General features: G+C 49.8%; 18 protein-coding genes. 9 read left to right on the top strand and 9 right to left on the bottom strand.

What is annotated here, in order from left to right:
• Positions 1 to 27: 27 nt before the first annotated feature.
• Entirely contained in the window at positions 28 to 1,212 is a 1,185-nt protein-coding gene (locus ACN0T0_RS02005) for an MFS transporter (RefSeq protein ID WP_417222647.1), read from the bottom strand.
• Positions 1,213 to 1,486: 274 nt separating this feature from the next.
• Here ACN0T0_RS02005 and ACN0T0_RS02000 point away from each other — a divergent pair, with 274 nt between their 5' ends.
• Positions 1,487 to 1,669 (top strand): hypothetical protein, encoded by a 183-nt coding sequence (locus ACN0T0_RS02000; RefSeq protein ID WP_417222644.1) that lies wholly within the window; start codon positions 1,487 to 1,489, stop codon positions 1,667 to 1,669.
• A 14-nt stretch (positions 1,670 to 1,683) separates the two neighbouring features.
• Here the strand turns inward: ACN0T0_RS02000 and ACN0T0_RS01995 are convergent, their stop codons facing one another.
• Both ACN0T0_RS01995 and ACN0T0_RS01990 read right to left on the bottom strand, forming a co-directional pair.
• The gene (locus ACN0T0_RS01995; RefSeq protein ID WP_417222642.1) at positions 1,684 to 2,067 is read right to left on the bottom strand and encodes a hypothetical protein; all 384 of its coding nucleotides are present in this window, start codon (positions 2,065 to 2,067) and stop codon (positions 1,684 to 1,686) included.
• 13 nt (positions 2,068 to 2,080) lie between these two features.
• The gene (locus ACN0T0_RS01990) at positions 2,081 to 2,509 is read right to left on the bottom strand and encodes a GlcG/HbpS family heme-binding protein (RefSeq protein WP_417222640.1); all 429 of its coding nucleotides are present in this window, start codon (positions 2,507 to 2,509) and stop codon (positions 2,081 to 2,083) included.
• A gap of 188 nt (positions 2,510 to 2,697) precedes the next feature.
• On the opposite strand from ACN0T0_RS01990, the gene ACN0T0_RS01985 reads away from it, so the two are divergent.
• The 4 genes from ACN0T0_RS01985 (at position 2,698) to ACN0T0_RS01970 (ending at position 5,819) form a co-directional block, all read left to right on the top strand.
• The gene (locus tag ACN0T0_RS01985) at positions 2,698 to 3,039 is read left to right on the top strand and encodes a DOPA 4,5-dioxygenase family protein (protein ID WP_417222638.1); all 342 of its coding nucleotides are present in this window, start codon (positions 2,698 to 2,700) and stop codon (positions 3,037 to 3,039) included.
• 205 nt (positions 3,040 to 3,244) lie between these two features.
• Entirely contained in the window at positions 3,245 to 4,855 is a 1,611-nt protein-coding gene (locus tag ACN0T0_RS01980; RefSeq protein ID WP_417222636.1) for a tetrathionate reductase family octaheme c-type cytochrome, read from the top strand.
• On the top strand, positions 4,855 to 5,493 hold the full coding sequence (locus ACN0T0_RS01975; RefSeq protein ID WP_417222634.1) for a cytochrome b/b6 domain-containing protein: 639 nt from the start codon (positions 4,855 to 4,857) through the stop codon (positions 5,491 to 5,493). Before ACN0T0_RS01980 ends, ACN0T0_RS01975 begins: the two co-directional genes overlap by 1 nt.
• Positions 5,490 to 5,819, top strand: coding sequence for a NifB/NifX family molybdenum-iron cluster-binding protein (locus tag ACN0T0_RS01970; RefSeq protein WP_417222632.1), 330 nt, complete (start codon positions 5,490 to 5,492; stop codon positions 5,817 to 5,819). The genes ACN0T0_RS01975 and ACN0T0_RS01970 overlap by 4 nt, the downstream gene beginning before the upstream one ends.
• A gap of 187 nt (positions 5,820 to 6,006) precedes the next feature.
• On the opposite strand, the gene ACN0T0_RS01965 is transcribed toward ACN0T0_RS01970, so the two are convergent.
• The 3 genes from ACN0T0_RS01965 to ACN0T0_RS01955 are packed head-to-tail and all read right to left on the bottom strand — an operon-like array spanning position 6,007 to position 8,451.
• Positions 6,007 to 7,062 carry a succinylglutamate desuccinylase/aspartoacylase family protein gene (locus ACN0T0_RS01965; protein ID WP_417222630.1) on the bottom strand — a complete coding sequence of 352 codons (1,056 nt, stop codon included), beginning with the start codon at positions 7,060 to 7,062 and terminating at the stop codon, positions 6,007 to 6,009.
• Positions 7,063 to 7,068: 6 nt separating this feature from the next.
• Complete coding sequence (gene rimK, locus ACN0T0_RS01960; protein ID WP_417222629.1) at positions 7,069 to 7,980, bottom strand: 30S ribosomal protein S6--L-glutamate ligase; 912 nt, start codon at positions 7,978 to 7,980, stop codon at positions 7,069 to 7,071.
• 15 nt (positions 7,981 to 7,995) lie between these two features.
• Complete coding sequence (locus ACN0T0_RS01955) at positions 7,996 to 8,451, bottom strand: ATP-dependent zinc protease (protein ID WP_417222627.1); 456 nt, start codon at positions 8,449 to 8,451, stop codon at positions 7,996 to 7,998.
• Between the two features lie 459 nt (positions 8,452 to 8,910).
• Between ACN0T0_RS01955 and ACN0T0_RS01950 the strand changes: the two genes are divergently transcribed.
• Positions 8,911 to 10,647 (top strand): autotransporter assembly complex protein TamA, encoded by a 1,737-nt coding sequence (locus tag ACN0T0_RS01950; protein WP_417222624.1) that lies wholly within the window; start codon positions 8,911 to 8,913, stop codon positions 10,645 to 10,647.
• On the top strand, positions 10,644 to 14,504 hold the full coding sequence (locus ACN0T0_RS01945; protein WP_417222621.1) for a translocation/assembly module TamB domain-containing protein: 3,861 nt from the start codon (positions 10,644 to 10,646) through the stop codon (positions 14,502 to 14,504). Before ACN0T0_RS01950 ends, ACN0T0_RS01945 begins: the two co-directional genes overlap by 4 nt.
• Before the next feature lie 22 nt (positions 14,505 to 14,526).
• Here ACN0T0_RS01945 and mtgA read toward each other — a convergent pair whose 3' ends face one another.
• Positions 14,527 to 15,225, bottom strand: coding sequence for a monofunctional biosynthetic peptidoglycan transglycosylase (gene mtgA, locus ACN0T0_RS01940; RefSeq protein ID WP_417222619.1), 699 nt, complete (start codon positions 15,223 to 15,225; stop codon positions 14,527 to 14,529).
• A 155-nt stretch (positions 15,226 to 15,380) separates the two neighbouring features.
• Here mtgA and ACN0T0_RS01935 point away from each other — a divergent pair, with 155 nt between their 5' ends.
• Entirely contained in the window at positions 15,381 to 16,370 is a 990-nt protein-coding gene (locus tag ACN0T0_RS01935) for a 5'-nucleotidase (RefSeq protein WP_417222617.1), read from the top strand.
• A 16-nt stretch (positions 16,371 to 16,386) separates the two neighbouring features.
• Here the strand turns inward: ACN0T0_RS01935 and ACN0T0_RS01930 are convergent, their stop codons facing one another.
• Positions 16,387 to 17,262, bottom strand: coding sequence for a DMT family transporter (locus ACN0T0_RS01930; protein ID WP_417222614.1), 876 nt, complete (start codon positions 17,260 to 17,262; stop codon positions 16,387 to 16,389).
• Positions 17,263 to 17,319: 57 nt separating this feature from the next.
• Entirely contained in the window at positions 17,320 to 20,226 is a 2,907-nt protein-coding gene (locus ACN0T0_RS01925) for an insulinase family protein (RefSeq protein ID WP_417222611.1), read from the bottom strand.
• Positions 20,227 to 20,593: 367 nt separating this feature from the next.
• Here ACN0T0_RS01925 and ACN0T0_RS01920 point away from each other — a divergent pair, with 367 nt between their 5' ends.
• Complete coding sequence (locus ACN0T0_RS01920) at positions 20,594 to 21,241, top strand: phasin family protein (protein WP_417222609.1); 648 nt, start codon at positions 20,594 to 20,596, stop codon at positions 21,239 to 21,241.
• The last annotated feature ends 97 nt before the right edge of the window (positions 21,242 to 21,338 follow it).

Here is a 21,338-nt window from a genome sequence, read left to right as displayed (position 1 = left end):
ATACGACTCGTCACCCCGCCAGCGCTATTAATCCCCGGATGATTGAGTTGATTGGCGGGTTTCAGCTACCGCTTTCACCACAAAAGCCCCGCCAATCAGTCCTAGCAATCCAATACTGTAAGTCGCCATCATTAAACCCGACACCTTAACCATTAAACCAATAATCAAAGGCCCTGAGGTCGATCCCACATCCGATAGCAGCCGCCAGATGCCGATAAAACCACCCCGATTTAACCGCGGGGCTAGATCAGAACCAACCGTCATAATCACGCCGGCGGACACCCCGTTCCCCAACCCCATCAATGCAGCGATCAACACTAAACTCCATAATCCTTGGGCCCAAGGCAATAAACTAATACTCAACCCAAGCAGGGTTAAACTCGCGATAAACATGGGTTTACGACCGACCCGGTCCATCAAGCTACCGGCAGGGTAAAACAGCAGTGTATCAACCACCGCACCAATAGAGATCGCCATACCGATGCTGGTTTCATCCAGCATCAACGCCGCCCCAGTCAATGGTAATAATAACGCTCGTGATGCCCGCACCAGCATCAGAGCCAGTGACGCTACGCCTGCTGTTAACAGCACCTGACGGTTATCCACCAATGCATCCCGCAAGGCCATGACACTATGATTATCTTGCCCATGGGGTTTGGTATAAACCACCCACATGGCCACAAAGAGCACCGCCAATAAGGAACTCAGTGCGAACACACCCAACGTCACCTGATAACCCTGAGCCGCAATTAACAATCCCGCCAACAACGGCCCAATCACATTGCCCAAACGGATAGTGCCGGCCGACAAAGACATCACCCGGCCACGCTCACCCGGTGCCGCCGCATCGGTAACATAGGAGATTCGCCCCACCAGCCAACCACCGTGAGCCAAGCCTAATAATAATGCCGCCGCTGTTAACACTGGCAGCGTTGGGAAAAGAGCCATTAACGCGAGAGATAAAGAAGAGATAACCGCGGCTGTCAGCATCAAACGCTTATCGCCAAAACGAGCCAACAATAGACCCGCCGGCAGGTCACCAAGCATCATACCGATGCCTTTAAAACCAATAATCATAGCTGATTCAGCCAATGTGCCACCAATGGATAAGACATACAGTGGTAACACCACCAATAACGCCTGCTGAATCGTTGACACAATGGCCGAGGGACAGATCACCGGCAGAAAAAATTTACGGAGTAGATTAGACACTCAATTTAGCCTGTAAGGAAAAGAAAACAGTTGATAACGAAGCGCTATTATAGAGTGGCACAAGCGGCTAAACGACATCGATATATGCTTTTTGCTATCGATTTATGAGATGACCAACCTCATCCCGAGGCCCAGTTTACGCGAGATTAAAAGCAGGAAGTCTTAAACGCCAATGGTGAATTTTTCTAACCTTTTATACAAAAATTACTCGTTTGTTCCACTTGCGACTAAGGTCTAACATTACTCCTATCTTAAACACGCAAAGGAAAAAACCATGACCCCATATAACTACAACGCTGATACCATCAACCTTGATCTCAATGTGGTCGTTGCACAAGCTAATGAAGCACGCGCGGCTTATCTCAAAGAAATCCTGTCTAATGCGGCTAAAAAAGTAGTCAACCTGTTCTCTGCTGAACTGCCTGCATTCATCTCAGGTCCACTGGCTCACCGCTAAGCGAGCCAGTTGTTCTACCGATCAATCGCTGTCAGTTTAATAACCCGCTCCACTTGTTGCGCGAGAGTCTCATCAGAGGCCAAGGTTATATAGTTCACCTTTAGATTTGCCAATAATGAAAGACAACGATCATCTGGCTGCCATCCCGCTCCCTCGAATTTAATCACCGCCACGACCCGATTTTTTTCAGCCAAGGCTAATAACTCACTCGGGTAATGAATGTTTGCACCATTCATCTGTGTCAAATGACTCCAAGGCTCTTCATCAATATACGCAACAATCTTATATTGACCGGTCTCCAGCAACGCCTGTGAGAGTTGATGACTTGGGTAGCCGATATCTATTAAGATCAGCGGCTTATACGCTGCTGTTCGAAAACGCTTAAACCAACTCAACACACGCCCATCCGTTTTAAGCCAAATCGTTCAACGTCTGCAAGGCCGCTTCAGCACAAACAATATCTTCAACGACTTTACCACCGGAAACACCCACAGCACCGACTACAACCCCATCAACCACGGCCGGCAAGCCACCGCCAAACAACGCGACTTTTTCATGTTGTGCCAGACCGTTCGCCAGCACCGCTTGTCCCTCAAGCGCCTCGGCCCACTTATCAGTAGGCCGTTTAAAATGCACCGCGGTATAGGCCTTTTTCTCGGCATAATCCATCGACGGCATAGGCGCACCGGGCTCGCGTAGAGACACCAACCGATGGCCGGCAGTATCAACCACGGCAACATTAATCTTAATACCTAGCTGATGACCTTTATCAATCGCCGCTTTAGCCATCACTAACGCAGCATCGAGGGTAAGTGAAGCCTGCACATGGGTTTTATTCATCTATCTATCGTCCTTTTATCGACTATTGGTAGCTAGGCTCATTGTACTTAAGAACAGGCTAAGTGAAACTCAGAAAGCCCTCCCCTCCGATCTTATTTGCTCACAGACTATTCAGTTTTTCGATAACAATTGCTTCTACAAATCGCTTTACTCTATGATCTAAGCGTCCCAAGAAAACAGGAAACATTATGACTCAGGCCGCTTCAGAAATTTTAGCCTACCACGCCCATGTTTACTTCGATGCCAAGAGCCTTCTACAAGCCGAAGAACTGTGCGAACAAGCCCGTTATACATTAGGTGTAGCCATGGGTCGGATGCATCAGAAATGCGTTGGTCCACATCCAGAATGGAGCTGCCAACTGTCATTCAGTGCCGAACAACTGGGTGATGTACTCCCGTGGCTGATCCTCAACCGTAATGGCCTGACTATTTTTATCCACCCGGTCACCGGCAATGATCTTGATGATCACACTAAATATATTATGTGGCTTGGCGACAGTAAGTCGCTCAATACAGCACAGTTTCAATAACACCCGCTCCCGACCTTCGCGCTGTCGTGCAGTCATATTCACGATCGTGCGAAGCACCTCCGCTGCCCTTCATTGTCCACCCTAGGTTAGTGTCATTCCATTGACGAAAATCTAAAGATAACGACAACATCGTGGATTATTAATTTAGCTATTGCTAATATAAAGATCTTAAGTGACAACTCGAGCTAATCGAAAGGAGTCAACGATGGATTTTCTGGGTAGATGGCGGCTAGCGTTAGTCATACTCTCATGCCTAACGACAGATGTTTCAGCGGCGACCACTAACGGCAAGTTGAACCACATGGTCTCTACCGCCGACCACGCCGCATTCGCCGAATTGCAGCAGCCTTTTCAAAGCGGTCCAGAGGTCACTAAGACCTGCCTGAAATGTCACACCGAAGCCGCTAAACAGGTACAACAAAGCCTCCATTGGACGTGGGAGTATGTGCAACCAAAAACCTTCCAGACATTGGGCAAGCGTCATGTCATTAACAGTTTTTGTGGTTCGGTCACCTCCAACGAGCCGCGCTGTACGAGCTGTCACGCCGGCTACGGTTGGACCGATATGCAACAACCGCCACCCAGCGATGAAACCAGCGTTGATTGCTTAGTCTGCCACGATACCACCGGCGAATACATTAAACTGCCCGCGGCCGCTGGCCACCCTGCCTATAAGCCGATGGAGTCTCCTGCGGGTAGTGGCCATATGCAAGCACCACCTGACCTGACGGCTATTGCTCAGAATGTCGGCCATAGCCAACCCGCCAACTGCGGCTCCTGCCATTTTTATGGTGGTGGCGGTGATGGTGTTAAACATGGTGATCTCGACTCATCCTTGGTCAATCCACCTAAATCATTGGATGTTCACCTCTCACACGACGGCGCCAACTTAACCTGTTCGGATTGTCATACCACCACCGGCCATATCACCGCCGGTAGCCGCTACCAAGGGAACGCTCACGACACCTTGGGTATTGATGTCCCAGGCCATACCGATATGAGTCGCGCCTCTTGTGAGTCCTGTCATGGCAGTGCGCCACACGATAAAGCCAAACTCAACGAACATGTTGACCGTGTTGCCTGTCAAAGCTGCCATATTCCTACCTTTGCTCGGGGTGGCGTGGCCACAAAAACTTGGTGGGATTGGTCAACAGCAGGTCGATTGGATGAAAACAATAAACCGATGACCCTTTATGATGAAAACGGTCATCTCAGTTATCTGAGTACCAAAGGTGACTTTCATTATGCCGAAAATGTTACCCCCGACTATCGCTGGTTTAACGGCACCGTTCACTACACCTTGCAAACCGACACGATCGATAGTGATAATCCACCGGTGCAAGTTAACTGGATAGAAGGCAGCGCTGACGATCCTGATTCACGGATCTGGCCATTCAAAATCATGCACGGCAAACAGCCGTTTGATACGGTCAACAAAACATTGCTAATCAATCACGTTTACAGCCCGACCGATGATAGTGCTCTATGGACCAATTTTGACTGGGCCAAAGCGCTACAAGCCGGTACCACCATTGCTGGGCAGCCCTACAGCGGTCAGTTCGATTTCATCGAAACCGAGATGTACTGGCCTATCAGCCATATGGTCGGGCCTGCAGACAGTGCCGTTAGATGCAGTAGCTGTCATGCCGCTAATAGCCGATTAAACGGCGTAGCCGATATCTATATTCCGGCACGGGATCACAGTTCACTGCTCGATAAGGTCGGTTGGGGTACTGCCCTGCTGATGCTTATCGGTAGTGCCGCTCATGCGGGTGGGCGTGGTATTGCCGCCCTACGCAGAAGGAGGAAAAAATAATGAGCAGCGTCATGGTATTCAAACGTTTTGAACGATTTTGGCATTGGTCTCAAGCCGCGTTAATCTTTTTCCTGCTATTCACCGGCTTCGAAGTGCATGGCAGCTACAGCGTGCTGGGGTTTGGTAAAGCCGTTCAACTACACTCAACCGCCGCGTGGGCACTTATTACCCTATGGGTGTTTGCTATCTTTTGGCACTTCACCACCGGCGAATGGCGTCAATATATACCGGTTAAAGATAAACTCGGCGCAGTTATTTATTACTATGCCGTGGGTACCTTTACCGGCGCCTCACATCCATTCAAGAAAACTAGTTTGGCAAAACACAACCCATTACAACGGCTGGCCTACCTGTGGCTCAAACTGATGATCTCACCCCTTATCTGGGTTTCTGGTTTACTCTATCTATTTTATAACCAGTTGGATCAAGTCGGCCTTGGCAACCTACCACTCGAATGGATCGCTCTGACACATACCGCTGCAGCCTTTCTCATGCTTATCTTTATCATTGCGCATGTGTATATGGCGACGATGGGTAAAACCCCGCTCAGCCTGATTAAACCGATGATTACCGGTTACGAGTCTGAACAGGAAGACGCCGTTACACCTAAAGAACACAACGAGGAGAGACCCTCATGAAAATCGCCGTCACCAGTCAAAACCGTAAAACAGTGACGCCCCACGCGGGCGTCTGCCGGAATTTCTGGATTTACACTGTAGAGTATCAACAAATTACCGATAAACAGTTGCTTGAACTGAGTAAAGAGCAATCCTTTCATAACAGCAAAACAGCGGGGCCGCTTGTGGAGATGATTGATGTACTGCTGACAGCCGGTATGGGCAAAGGGTTGCCGCAACGGTTAGCACGGTACGGCGTTGAAGCCTTGGTTACCGATGAGACCGACCCCACTGCAGCGGTTAACCATTACCTTGAGTCCAGCAAGCAAACGCAAGAGCACGCTTAAGCGTCGCGAACCTCGCCGCAATATCAGCTTAAATAATCAGTCAACGACAACGATAAAAAAGCCTGCGCGAAGGCAGGCTTTTTACAGAACAATAAGAATTTAGCTAAGTGGTGATGATCAACCTATGCAATTGCCCATCCGTGAGGATTAGCCAGTAACGTCTAGCCCATAAAGTTAGCCTATTATGTTAGCCCAGCTCGTTATCAAGATCTTCAGGCATCGGGTGAGCATCAATCTGCTCAGTAATCCGCTCAACCTGTTTTTCCGCCGCTAGGCTACTCTCTTCAAAACGCGCTAGGTGATACAGAGCGTCCCCCTCATTCACCACCGGAATATTATTTTGGCCAATAATAATGCCCGAATTAGGTGCCACCACCTCCTCTTCTTGGGTACCGAAAGGCGACGCGACTATACCCATCGACTGCCCTTTACTCACCCGCTGCCCCACCGACACCACGGATCGAAACACACCGTCAGAGTTAGTTCTAATCCAAGAAGAAGAGTTGGCAACAACCGAGGTTAACTCTTTTTTCGAGCGCTTCAGGGCCGGTAACATCTTCAAGTAGCGCACCACATTCATGACGCCACGAATACCCCCACGAATAGCACTATCATCAAACCGTAGCGCTTCGCCCGCTTCATACAAAATCAACGAGATACCGGCTTCATCGGCACACTGACGCAGCGATCCATCACGCAACTTTGAATCGATAATGACCGGTGCACCAAAAGCATTCGCCATCTCTCTGGCAATCGGGTTATCCAAATTGGCTCTAATTTGCGGCATATTGCTGCGGTGGATAGCCCCGGTATGTAGATCCAAAACATGGGTGCAATGACTCAGAATCTGAGTACGAAAGATATAAGCAATCCGACTCGCCAGAGAACCCTTTTCGCTACCCGGAAAACAACGGTTGAGATCACGTCTATCGGGTAGATAACGGCTTTGCTGAATAAAGCCAAAGATATTCACCACTGGCACAATAATCAACGTCCCGGTAATTCGGTGCAACGATTTATGCTTTAACAACTGACGACAAATCTCGACGCCGTTAAGTTCATCCCCATGAATCGCGGCACACACCATTAAGGTCGGTCCAGCACGTCGTCCATGAATCACCTCAATATCCAAATCCAGATGGGTATTGGTATACAGACGCGCTAGATCAACATGGATCGTTTTTCTTTCGCCGGGCTGTACGGTGCAGCCGGCAATCTCTATTGGCTGATTCAGTTTAGACATGATGGATTAACCTTTGCCACGGGTACGGGTTGATACTTTTTTCGCTTCCATGCTTTTTTCGATAAAGCTGATAATGCTGGCTGCCACATCTTTGCCGGTTGCCCGCTCAACCCCTTCAAGACCTGGGCTGGAGTTTACTTCCATTACCAAAGGACCGCGCTCGGAACGTAACAAATCAACCCCAGCAACATTCAAGCCCATAGTTTTAGCGGCTAACACTGCGGTAGCGCGCTCTTTAGGGGTGATACGCACCAATGAAGCTGAACCACCACGGTGCAAGTTAGAACGGAACTCGCCCTCTTTACCTTGACGTTTCATGGCGGCAACCACCTTATCACCGATCACCAAGCAACGAATGTCGGCACCGCCGGCCTCTTTAATAAATTCCTGCACCATGATGTTGGTCTTCATGCCCATAAAGGCTTCCAACACACTTTCGGCTGCCTTACGGGTTTCGGCCAATACCACGCCAATACCCTGAGTACCTTCCAATAATTTCAAAACGACGGGGGCGCCACCAACCATATCCAGCAAATCGGGAATATCGCCTGGTTTACTGGCAAACCCAGTGATCGGCATACCCACCTTCTTACGGGATAACAGCTGCATCGAACGTAACTTATCACGCGAACGACTGATCGCCACCGACTCATTAAGTGGGTAAACCCCCATCATTTCCAACTGACGCAACACCGCCGTACCATAGAAGGTCACTGAAGCGCCGATACGGGGAATCACCGCATCAAAGCTGCCTAAATCTTCCCCTTTAAAGTGGATACTCGGTTCTTCAGAGTTGATATTCATGTAACAACGTAAGACATCTAAGACCTTAACTTCATGGCCTGCCGCCTCAGCCGCTTCGATCAAGCGACGGGTGGAATATAACGATGGGTTTCGCGACAATATTGCAATTTTCATATAAATCCTTTTGACTCATGACTCAGGCTGATGAATGCCTTGTGAAATTAAATACGCACCTGCAGGGTCGATAACGAAGCGGCCATTCATCGCCGTTCTTCCCAGTAACATCCGAAAGCGCATGGTGTCCCGACTGGTTAATGTCAGTTCGATCTGGTATTGCTGATCACCAATCACCACATTGGTTTCTATCACATAGCGTTCACTCTGATGCCCACCAGAATCCGTTACTGTACGAATATCTTTAACCGGCATTTCGCAGCGAACCACCTCTTCAACATCATGCTGACGAGGGTGAACATCAAAACTGACCCAGTTTTTTCCGTCTCGTTGAAACGGCTCAACCCTAAAGGCATGCAGCGCCGAGGTACGTGCGCCAGAATCAACTTTGACCTTCATCTGTTCAATGCCAAGTTCTGGAAGTGACACCCACTCCCGCCAACCGATTACTTTTTTTTGTTCGTTGCTCAAGACAACTCCTCCGCTCACCCAACTGAGCTTTGTAAGAAGACAGGACAAACCCAGAACACACCAACCGTCGTGTTAGAGACTTTGCTAATGACGATATACATCATTATTGATCCAACGGATAGTAAAGAGATTCACTTGCGCAAAATAATTACACTGCCGGCCCCAATTAACCGACATCGGCGTTATGAGCATGATCCGAACAGGCTGATTAAAACATCCCCCATAACCACCAAATAAGCCGACATCAGGCCCGCTTTCTGTCGTTTTCTCGACTGATGCAACGGATGAATACCCGCTAATAAATCAGTCTAACGGGCTACAGAGTTAATCCACCAATGCGGCTCCACCACTCGCTAACCTAATGTGCTATAACACCTTCAAGCTAATTGATTATAGTATTAAAAACGCCATGAGCCGGTATAATTACGGTATCTGTTGACCCTATGCCATAGAAACCGAATGATGACTCTGACACGCCTAATATTCCTGCTACTGCTGAGCAGTACCTCATTGCATCTAATGGCTGGCACACTGTCGATAACCCTCGAGGGGGTCAACACAGAACAGTCTCTTAATATCCGCAGCTTTCTCAGTATAGAAGCCCTAGAAGGCAAGCCTATAACCAACCCGAGCCGCTTGCGCTATCTACACAACCTTGCCGACGCAGAGATTAAAACCGCGCTCCAGCCACTCGGCTTCTATCGTCCCACCATTGACAGCTCATTGACTAAAAACGGTGAGGATTGGCAGGCCCGCTATCATATTAAACCCGGCACGCCCCTTCCCATCGCAACACTGGAGATCCAATTATCCGGTGCGGCACAAGACGATATTGCCTTTCAGCAACTGGTTGCCAAAACATCCCTGCGGGTGGGTCAAACCTTAATTCACAGCCAATACGAACAATTCAAAAAACAACTGAATTCGCTAGCCGTTGAACGAGGTTACTATCAGGCGGATCTGACGCAACATCGTGTGGAGGTGGATCTAACGAATTACAGTGCCGCCATCACCCTTCACATGGCAAGTGGGCCACGGTTTAGTGTCGGTGACATTACCTTTGCTCCCAACCCTATTGATGATGCCTTTCTAAAGTCTTATGCCTCCTTCAACAGCGGCGATCCGATCCAAAACAGCAGTTTAATCGATCTGCAGTCCGCGCTGATCGATAGTGATTATTTTCAGCGGGTCGAAGTCAGGCCTTTATGGAATCAAATGAGCGACACCGAGGTTCCCATCTTTGTTGACCTCGACACCAATAAGAAAACCAAATACCACGCCGGACTAGGTTATGGCACCGATACCGGCGCACGCACCAAACTCGGTATGACTAAGCGCTGGGTGAATAGCCGTGGCCATCAATTCAATACTCAGTTACTCGCCTCGGAAATCATCACCAATCTATCCGCCGAATATTCAATACCCGGCTTAAATCCCCGTGAAGACCGTTATGCTGTTCAGCTAAGTCTACTGGATGAGAATTCGGATAACATCGATACCCGTAACTACTCGATTGGGGTGTCAAAGCAGCAACAGCGCGGCCGTTGGCAACAGGTGTTAGCACTGAATTACCAGCAAGAGGAATCAACCTTTAGCGGCGAAACCGAAACATCCTACTTCCTCATCCCACAGATTAACTACAATACCTTCTCCACCAAGGACCGCTTACGGGTTAAAAACGGCTATAGCCTGTCGTCACAACTGCGAGGCAGTAGTAAAGCGGTCATCTCCACCGAAGATTTCGTCCAAACCCGCATCAGCGGCAAAGGCATCTACAGCATAACCAATAAATTTAGGGTCCTCGGGCGTGCAGAATTAGGCACCACTTGGGTAAATGATTTCGATGCTTTGCCTGCTAGTCTGCGTTTCTTTGCCGGGGGGGATAACAGTGTGCGGGGTTATGACTATAAAAGCCTCGGGCCACGCGATGACAGTGATGATGTAGTCGGCGGTCGCAACCTCTTGGTCGGCAGTATTGAGGTCGATTACCGCTTGGTTGAAAACTGGGGCGTCGCTGCCTTTATCGATACAGGCAACGCCTTTGATGATATGGATCTCAGTCTACACACCGGTATTGGTGTCGGACTCCGCTGGTTCTCTCCGGTTGGTCCCGTCCGTTTTGATCTAGCCGTGCCGCAAGATGACGGCGATGATAATAGTATCCACCTGCATTTCAATCTAGGAGCCGATCTGTGAGCAGCGCTGACACCCCAACGCCACGCACCTCTCGGATTAAACGGTTCGTTAAAGCCGCTCTCTCATTGGCGGCGCTAATGTGTCTCCTCTTAATCGCTGCCAGCTATTATCTACTCGGCACGAGCAGTGGCTTGCATCGACTCATCAATCTCAGTCAAGCGTGGCTCCCCGGTGAGTTACAGATTGAGCAGATCGACGGCCCACTGTTCGGTGTGCTGACACTCGGGAAAATTCTTTATACCCAGCCGGAATTAACGTTAGCCGTCGACAACCTGCAATTGGACTGGCAACCCGCCGCACTGTTATCCGGGCGGCTGCACATTACTCGGCTCTTGGTTGACCGGCCGATTATCACCCTTACGAATAACACCGCCAGCGAGCCTGAAACACCGACTGAACCATTGGAGTTGACCGATATTATCCTGCCATTACAACTGCAGCTCGATCAAATACAGGTCCGCCAGCTCACTTTGAATCAACCATCCCAAGCGGGCGAAGAGATAGCGACAGCAACCGAAATATCAGCTCTGCAACTATCACTACACACCGATGGACAAACACTGATATTAAGGCGGTTAAGTATCGCAGCTCCTCAAGCGACACTAGCGCTAAGTGGTCAACTAACACCCAGTGGCCAATTTCCACTTAAGCTCGACACACAATGGTCCGTCACCCTAGCCGAACAGCAACCTCTGTCTGGCGAAGGTTCCATTGAAGGAACCTTAAAGGGAGAGCAAAATAGCTTAACCGTACAACAGCGGCTCAGTGGCTTAATCAATACCGCACTCTCGGCATCAGTGCAAAACCTGCTCGAGAAACCATCTGGCCAGCTAAAGCTCAACGATGTCAAAACCGAACTCGAACAGTTCACCCCGTTACTCGCAGGGAGCAACCTACAGGGCTCAGCCAAGGCCAGCGGTGATGCGGACCAGCTACAACTCGACAGTCTGTGGCAAACAAATCTACCGGATATCGGCTCTACCCAATTGACACTGAAGCTCCATTTAGCCGGTCGTCAGTTAAAAGTAGATCAGCTGAAACTGACACAACTGTCATCCTCGCCAGGGCAAAAGCCGATAAAACCATTAACACTGGCATTGCAGGGCACCCTTGATCTCGCCAGTACCCCCCTTAGCTTTGCCATCCAAGGCCAGTGGCATAATCTGCGCTACCCTTTTAACGGCACCGCCAGCTATCTCAGTCCAGCCGGTCAGTTACAGCTTAACGGCGATTTACAACACTACGATCTCAAGCTCAGCGCCGCGGTCGCCGGTGCCAATATACCGGCCGGCCAATGGACGCTAACCGGTAGCGGCAACCAACAGGCATTAGACACATTCTCCCTCACCGGTAAAACCCTCGAGGGCAGTATACAGCTCACCGGTGGGGTCAGTTGGCAGCCAAGCGTGAGCTGGACATTGAACCTCGCCGGACAGCAATTAAACCCCGCTAGTCACTGGCCCGAATGGCCGGGTAAATTAAATCTCAAGGCTGCAATTAACGGCAGTCTGCCGACAGACCAACCATTAAAGTTACAGGTAAAGTTAACCTCACTGAACGGGGTGCTGCGTGATGAACCTATTAACGGACACGCCACCGTCAACATTAACGGCCAGAGCGTCGCCGTGCCGCAGCTACGATTAAACGTTGCCAACACCGAAATCGAATCCCATGGTAAATTAGATGGCACTCTGGATCTCAGCTGGGCCATCCGCTCTCCGGACCTCAGTCAATTGATGCCTGAGTTACAAGGCGTTCTCAACGGCTCGGGTTCATTAACCGGCAGCCAAAGCGCACCCCACCTCATCGCTAAGATCGATGGCCAAAACCTGCAATTTAATCAATACCGTAGTGATACGTTATCCGCCGATCTCGATGTTAACCTCAGTGCCAACAAACAATCCCATATTGAGCTAAACGCTTCACAGCTCTCGCTGGCGGGACAACGGTGGCAACAGCTAGCCCTAACCGGACAAGGTAGCGCCGCACAGCATCAATTAACACTGACAACCTCTCAGGGCCCTGTCGATATCGATGTAAACTTAAATGGCCGTTGGGAAAACAGTCAATGGCGCGGCCTCATTCGCCAACTCGATCTCACCCAAGCCGACCTCGGCACATGGCAGATACAACGCCCAGCCCCTCTGCAACTGAGCAGTGATGCAGCCGTCTTAACAGACCTCTGCCTACGTCCCCTTAACTACAACGGCTCCCTATGTTTAGGCGGCGACTGGTCCACAAAAGGTGGATTGGCGGGTAGCCTCAAGACACAACAACTATCCCTCAAGCACGTGCAGCGCTGGATTCCAAGCCAAGCGGTCTTAGCGGGTGAACTTGAGGCGGATATCCGTTTCTCACAAGCGCCCGAAAAAACACCATTAGTGACAGGCTTTGCCCGAATCAATGGGGCAGAGCTACAGCTAGAAGAGGAAGATTTACAGGTCATTGCCGGTGATATCACCTTGGATCTCAATGGCCAGAACAATCAACTCGATGCAGCCCTTTCGATTCCCTTACAACAACCTACTGGACAGCTAACAGCCCGCATTAAAGTGGCAGACATCAATGCGAGCCAAAGACTCAATGCCGAGCTTGATCTCGCCTTGAGTGACCTTAAGTTTATCTCGCTGTTTACCCCTCAACTCCAAGCCATCACCGGGCAGGTCAATGCCGATATGACTTTAACTGGCAGTGTTGATAACCCCCTTGTCGAGGGACACCTAACACTCAGTGATGCCTCTACCGACCTACCAGCTCTTGGTATCAAACTGGAAAAAATCAACCTCGCGGTGACCGGCGAACCCGGTAATAACAACTTGCAACTGAAAGGCTCGCTGGAGTCAGGCAAAGGCCCGATCAAGATCGATGGCCAATACAATCCGGTCACCGACACCGGCGATATTGCCTTACTGGGCGATCATTTTAAAGCTATCGCGACTGAAGAGATTCAAGCCTGGATCTCACCGGCCATCACCCTCAACATCACCCCTAAACTGATCACCTTGCGGGGTGAATTAACCATTCCAGAAGCCAATATCCAACCACCTAGCATCGATGCCAGTTCGCCCCTATCAGACGATGTGGTTATTCTTGACCCTGCCGACAGCGAATCCAACCCACTCGCGCAAGGCAACCCAAAACGCTTACTCGATGCCCAGTTACGTATCACTCTCGGAGATAAAGTCTATTTAGAAGCGCTCGGCTTCGAGGGTCGGTTATTAGGCAGTATTTTGGTGGAAGATAATGGCCGGCAAGTGACCCGCGCCACCGGTATTATGCAGGTAGCCAGTGGTCAATACCGCCTCTATGGGCAGGATCTTGATATCGATCGAGGCAGCTTAATCTACAGTGGCGGCCCGATCGACAACCCCGGTTTAGATCTGCGCGTTTCACGCACCATTGATGAAGTCACTGCCGGCGCCAAAGTATCCGGCACCCTCAGTGACCCTCGGCTATCGCTGTTTTCTGATCCCGTGATGCCTGAAAGCAGCCAACTCTCTTATCTGATGTTTGGTCATGCACCAGGTGCGGGGGGCAACTCGCTATCCGAACAGGAGCTACTGTTTAAAGCGGCCTCAGCCCTAACCTTGAAAGGTGGCAACACCATTGCAGAGCAGATATCAGAAACCTTTAACATTGATGATCTTGGTGTCGCGGGCGGCGATACATCCACCGATACCTCGCTCTATATCGGAAAATACCTCTCGCCCCGTCTCTATGTTAAATACGGCGTGGGGCTATTAGAGCCAACCCATACCTTTTTTATGCGGTATAAACTGAATCAATCTTGGAGTGTTGAGACGCAAACCGCCAGTGAACATAACGGCGGGGACATTTTCTATACCTTGGAACGCTAGGCTAACCGACCGACAGCCGCTACTATGGCCGCCAATGATTTGGCCCTAGCAACCGCATCTGATGTTGAATCCACTGAACACGTTGCCAAACATACTCGCTAGGCTGCGCCGCACTTAACCGATAAGGGTTTGGTAACACCGCGGCTAACCGCGCCGCTTCCGTTGCCGAAAGCCGTTTAGCGGATTTATGAAAGTAAGCCTGACTGGCTGCTTCCACGCCATAGATCCCCGGGCCAAACTCAACAATATTCAGATAAACTTCAAGAATGCGTGGCTTATTCCACAACCCCTCCATCAACAACGCCAACCCGGCTTCAAACCCTTTACGCAGGTAGCTTTTAGCAGGCCAGAGAAATAGGTTTTTAGCCGTCTGCTGCGTTAATGTACTGGCTCCTCGGACTCTCTCGCCGTTTTGATTAGCGTTGAACGCATCAAGGATCGAGTTTAAATCCAGCCCCCAGTGCGACGGGAAAGTTTGATCTTCCGAGGCGATCACCGCCAACTGCATTGCCGGTGATATCTGCTCCAGCGGCACCCAGTCATGCTGGCTTTGGGCAGGGTAACCGGCAGGGGGATTGATATCCCGCTGTAGTTGCCACATCCAGACACTCGGGTCGACGAACCGTAATAATAGTACCAACAACACCGGCACCAGAATCAGGATCAATAAGGTGCGCACTAACCACTTTCGAAAAACCCGAAAAACCCGAAAAACACTCAATGTAGACAATCCTATACATGATGAGGCCGCATAATACCTAATACTGGTGTTTTTATGAACAATTGTTTCGAGTGAATCATCCGCTACACTGTGTTTAACTAGCCTAACCTAAACCGATAGAATACGTTCAATTTCCGTCATAGGATGGCTCAAAGATGACATTTGATCTTAATGAGGTGCTAGTCATCGGTGTTTCCAGCCGAGCACTGTTTGACCTTGAACACGAAAACAGCATTTATCAGCAACAAGACGTTGAGGCATATCGCCGTTATCAGTATGAACACGAAAATACCCTGCTCGGTAAAGGCACCGCTTTCCACCTCGTGAAAGCCCTCCTAAGTCTTAACAAACTATCGGATGAACGGCTCGTCGAAGTAGTGGTCATGTCAAAAAACAGCCCCGACACCGGCTTGAGAATACTCAAATCCATTCAGCATTATGACCTCGACATCACCCGCTCTGCGTTTACCGGCGGCGATCCCCTGAGTCCATTTTTGCAGGCTTACAGTGTTGATTTACTGCTCACTCGGCACTCCGATGATGCACAGGTCGCCATCGATACACAGGATTGTGCCGCCGCACTGATCTATGATCCACCGGAAAGCTACCAGCCCGATCATGATAAAATTCGTATCGCGTTTGATGCCGATGCAGTGCTGTTCTCAGATGAATCTGAATATATCTATAAAACCGAAGGGCTAGAACGATTTCAACAAAATGAATCAGACAAAGAAGATATCGCCCTACCCGATGGCCCCTTTGCCAAACTGGTTCGGGTTTTATCACGACTCAACCGTAAACTCGGAGCCGACCGCTCCCCGCTGAGACTGTCCATTGTCACCGCTCGCAACGGCCCCGCTCACCTTCGTGTCATTAAAACCTTACGAGCATGGGATGTGAATGTCGATCAAGCGTTTTTTCTCGGCGGCATGAGCAAGGAGCCAGTATTAAGCGCTCTGCGCCCACATATCTTTTTTGATGATCAACCGGCGCATCTAATTCAGGCATCAAAGCATGTGCCCAGCAGCCAAGTGCCCTATCGCAGCGACTCACAAATTCAATCGCTATCACCGATAACGATAGACTCAAAGTCTAGTTCAGAACAAGCAGCGCTAGGCGCCGCACCCGTTCGCGAATCAAGCTAACCCTTCAAATGGCATGCTAGCTGACAGCAGGGTCGGTGACGACCTTCCGCTTGCCTAGCATCGCCACCATTCCGGCACAGCTAACCAGTAGGATCCCAAACAAAGTATGCCAACCCAAGATCTCGCCCCAAACCCACCAGCCGAGTACCGCCGCCATCGCGACTGAGCCATAGGTAAAGGGTGCGAGCTGCCCCGCCGGCGCCATACCATAAGCTTTGCTCAACAATAATTGTGCTATGGTTGAGGTCGCGGCCAACACAATCAGCCAGCAAAACTGAACGAACGTTAGGCCTGCACCGGTCAGCCATGCGGGAACAGCCGATAAAATAGCGCTAAAAAAAGCAAAGTAAAACACGATCAGCTGAGGTGATTCGGTCTCCCGCATCCGCCTCACCGTAACTTTAGCCAAGGCCCCCAAACAGGCACCCAACAGCGCAATAATGATACCGAGATTCACCGCGGCTTCCTGCGGGTTTAGAATCAGTGCCACACCCACAAAGCCCACCAGAATAGCTAACTTAACCCGCAGGGTAATACGCTCACCCAACCACCAAAAAGCAATTAAAGGCATAAAGAAAGGGGCGGTCTGTTTTAATAATGCCGCCTGGGCCAAGGGCAGATGCCCCCAGGTATAAAACAGACAGGTCATCGCCGTCACGCCCACCGCCGCCCGCATAAAATGAAAACGTAAGGTGCTAGTACGCAACACGCCGGTGCCTTTACGCATTAACCAAGGCATAAACAGCGCCAAACCGAGAAAGTTGCGAAAAAACACGATCATTTCTGTTGGCAGATCCCCAGAAAGTTGCTTAATCACCATGCCGGATAACACCAAAAACATCTCAGATAGCAGTATCAGGACAGCACCCACAAGAAGATGATTACTTTTCATAAATAACAAAAGCCCTTCTGCCAATGACAGAAGGGCTTAGAGAGCTCCCACGATAACTTAAATAGCGATAATATCGAACTGATCGTTCAACCCGGCGGCTGCAGTAGGGCTGGTCACCACGGCAACACTGGCAAGCTCAGGTTTAAAGTAATCTCCTGCTACCCGCTTAAGGTCGTCTAACGTGACCGTCAGTATCCGTTGCCGGAACCCTTCACGCTGCTCAGGGGTCCGGCCAAACAGTGCACTATGGTAGGCCTGTTTCGCTTCACCGGCGGGTGAGCCTGGTTTATCAATACTACTGACAATACCCAAGATCGCCTCTTCCAGTTGTTGCGGCTCCAGTTCACTATTCAGCACCCAAGCAATCGACGCATCAAAGTCATCCAGCGTCTCAGTTAAGCGAGGATCACGGTAGGAGAAGAAACGGAACACTGCATCAGCAGAATCCTGACCCGCACCGCCGCCATAAGCACCGCCTTGCTCCCGCACCACCCGATGCAGAAAGCCATTACGTAGAAAGTCGCCCAAGACCGTCAGTGCCGCCGCATCTGGATGCTCCACGGGCACGGTTGGATACGCTTTAGCACAGAAGTTAACCTGTGTACTGGTCGTCCAAGCCTGCTGAACCGCCTCACGAGTCGATGGCAAAGATAAAGCCTCAAACTCACCCTTATTATCGACACTCGGCCAACGGGCCGCCATGGATTCAGCCAATTGCTGCTGATGTTCCGCTTCAGTGACGATGAGGAAGCGCCTTGGTGCGCTGAGCATTTTTTGATGTAACTGTTGTAGATCAGCGGCCAGTTGTTTCAGGTTAGCCTCATCACGCAATGCTTCATCCAATGTCTTAATCGCCCGAATACTTTGCAGCCCCCGCAGATTATGTGCCAACTGTCCCGCCGGGGATAATTGGCTGACCGCCGCCATGATCGCAAGGCTATGACCCTGACCGGTGACGCTCTGTTCTTTGCGGGTACGTTGCTGTGACACCAATTCACGAATGCGGCTTAACTCGTCAAAGCGTACGGTTGCCAATGTTTTATACATGAGATCGGTCAACTGCGACTGCTTATCCAACAGGGCTTTACCTGACAATGTCAGATAACCGCTGACCTGCTGTTCATTATTAATATCGGCCCGTACCGACGAGTAAGCGTGAATACCACCACACACTTGTGACTGAAGTGCTTGAGTATCCTGATAGCTCATACCATCACAGCCAAGCTCGGTTAGACAGTTACTATAGAGTGGTAACATCTGCCGCTCTGCCTCACTCAACGCGGGCAGATCCATAATCACCTGCTGATAGACTAAGCCGTTAGTTCCCTGCGGATAGAAGTGATAATGAAAACCCTTAAACAGGTTTTCAGACCCCTGAGGGATATGCATCTTCGCAGGAACATCAGTGATGGTTACTTTAGGCAGTACCGACTCATCATCAACCTGATTCTGACGCTGTTCAAGCGCCTTCGCCTGGTCGATGATCGCTTGTTTCTGTGTATCATCCAACTGTTGTCGAATCGCTTCTAGCTTAGCCGCTTCCGCCGCATCACGACGTTCTGCCAACTTAGCATCCGGCCTCAGTGTTAAGCGAACCCGGTGAGGATTATCTAATAGCTCTCGCACCATTGCCGGAATAAAGTCGGGATCTTTAATCGCTTCACGCAGCTTTGCCAAAACCGGATCAAGGTTTAACAAGGCGATAGGATCACCCCGGTGAATAGCGGATGACAGGGATGCCAAAATCAGGCTCATACCATAAGGGTAGCCATCGCCACTGATTTCACGCTGACTCAGCTCCAACTGATGTAACGCTGCTTCAAGATGTTCTTGCGGTACACCGTTTTCAGCCACATTCGCCAAGGTATCGAGTACCAACTGCTCAAACTCGACAGCGTTCTCCGGCTCACTGCCCTCGATACCACACATCAGGGCCATCTCACGATTAGAGTCTTCCAAGCCGCACAGCGGTGAAGGTGACGCCCCAAGGTCGGTTGATTCCAACGCATAGCGCAGTGGAGATGAACTGTTATCCAACAACACTCGGGATAACAGATGGGCTTTTAGCTGTTGTTCTAAATCAATGCTAGGGCCTAACAACCACGCCAGAACATGGTGGGTTTTAGCGCTGCAATCGTCCTCGTCCAGCGCATAAGCCTCTTCAACTTTGATCGGCGAGAAATAACGTTTTTCATCCTCTACCGTAATCTCATCACTGAGTTTGTCAAAATTAACCAACGCTTGGTCTTCAATGCGCTGCTGCAACTCCTCCACTGGAATATCACCAAAGGTCATAAACACTGCGTTAGAGGGATGGTAATGGGTCTTATAAAAATGAAGCAACTGTTCATAAGTAAGATCGGGAATCGCTTCAGGATCACCACCGGAGTTGTAATGGTAGGTTGTGGAGGGAAACAGATGACGAGTCAATGTCTGCCACAGTGTCGACACTGGCGAACTCATCGCCCCTTTCATCTCATTATAGACCACACCTTTATAGACCAACGGGCTATCGGTATTGTCCGGCTCGCTGAACTCGATACGATGACCTTCTTGCGCAAAATCGAGCGGATCCAGACGGGAGAAAAACGTCGCATCAAGATAAACATCAAGCAGGTTAAAATAATCTTTACGATTCTGACTGGCAAACGGATAGGCGGTCCAATCACTACTGGTAAAGGCGTTCATAAAGGTATTCAGAGAGCGGCGACTCATCATGAAGAACGGATCTCTCACCGGATATTTGGCGCTGCCACACAGGGCGGTGTGCTCTAAAATATGAGCGACGCCGCAGTTATCTTCCGGCACGGTACGAAATGCCACTAGAAAAACATTTTCCTGATTATCGGCGGCGATATGATAATGCAAAGCGCCGGTACGGGAATGCACATATTCTTGTACATCGATGCCCAGTGACTCAATGGTTTCCGTGCGTTTAAGTTGAAAAGCCGGTTGGCGGGTCATGGCGTTATCCAATGTCTGTGATCTCAATCTCTAGATATTGAGATCATTGTAACTAAATCAACACCTTTTCGCCTGCCCACATCAAAGAAATGCCACATTCATCTTACAGCCGTAAATAACTGAGCTACAGTTACAAGCTGAAAGACCTTAAACAGTACCTATATCCAACAAATGTCATGTTTATTTCATTAATGACCTTTAGGGTAGTACTACCGGGAACTTCTGCTAAACAGTTGTGTTCTTTTATAAAATGCCGCTTTGCTGCACCGCAACAATTTAATTGACTTTATTGTGACTGCCTAATATAGTGAGTAAAATTGCTGCAACGCACAAAGATTGAAACTCTTGCGATCACAGGTGAACAAACATGTACGAAGAAATGATGAAAGACGTTCAGGAAAATATGAAGCCCGTTGTTGATATGGCTGAAATCAACAAAAAAGCGGTTGAGAAACTGATTGAACTGCAATCCGGTTATGTATCTGACTTTGTTAACGCCACCATGGCGCAAATGCAGGCTCTGTCTTCTATCAAAGACCCTAAAGAAGCGATTGAACTTCAGGTTGACTATGTTAAGCAACTTGAAACAAAACTCAGCAACGTAGCTGAAGAAGAAATGGCGGCCCTCAATTCAGCTAAAGATGAGTTAACCGCTATTATCGAAAAAAGCTTTGCGGGCCTCGGTCTGAAAGATATGAATTACTTTGAAGACCTGAGCAAGTTCATGACACCTGTTGCGCCTGAAGCCGCTGCTAAACCAGCCGCTAAGCCTGCTCCCGCGAAAAAAGCAGCTGCACCAAAAGCAGCGCCTAAGCCTGCAGCAGCCAAAAAAGCTGCCGCGCCTGCCGCTAAGAAACCTGCTGCTCCTGCTAAGAAAGCCGCTACATCGGCAAAAAAAGCAGCGCCAGCAACCCCAGCAGCAACGACACCTGCACCCGCCGCTAAAGCACCTGTCGCTAAAGCCGCTGCTCCTGCAGCCGCACCTGCCGCTAAAAAAGCAGACGCGCCTAAGTAAGTATTTCTAAGCAAAAAAACGGAGCCTCGCGCTCCGTTTTTTTGTCGATCACTTCTGTCAGGTTACGCCCATCAGCTTACACCGCCGAGTTGATAGA

Source organism: Amphritea sp. (assembly GCF_048266285.1).
Classification (GTDB): Bacteria; Pseudomonadota; Gammaproteobacteria; order Pseudomonadales; family Balneatricaceae; genus Amphritea.
Note: the sequence above shows the minus strand (reverse complement) of the source record. Positions and strands in the feature narration are given on the sequence as shown.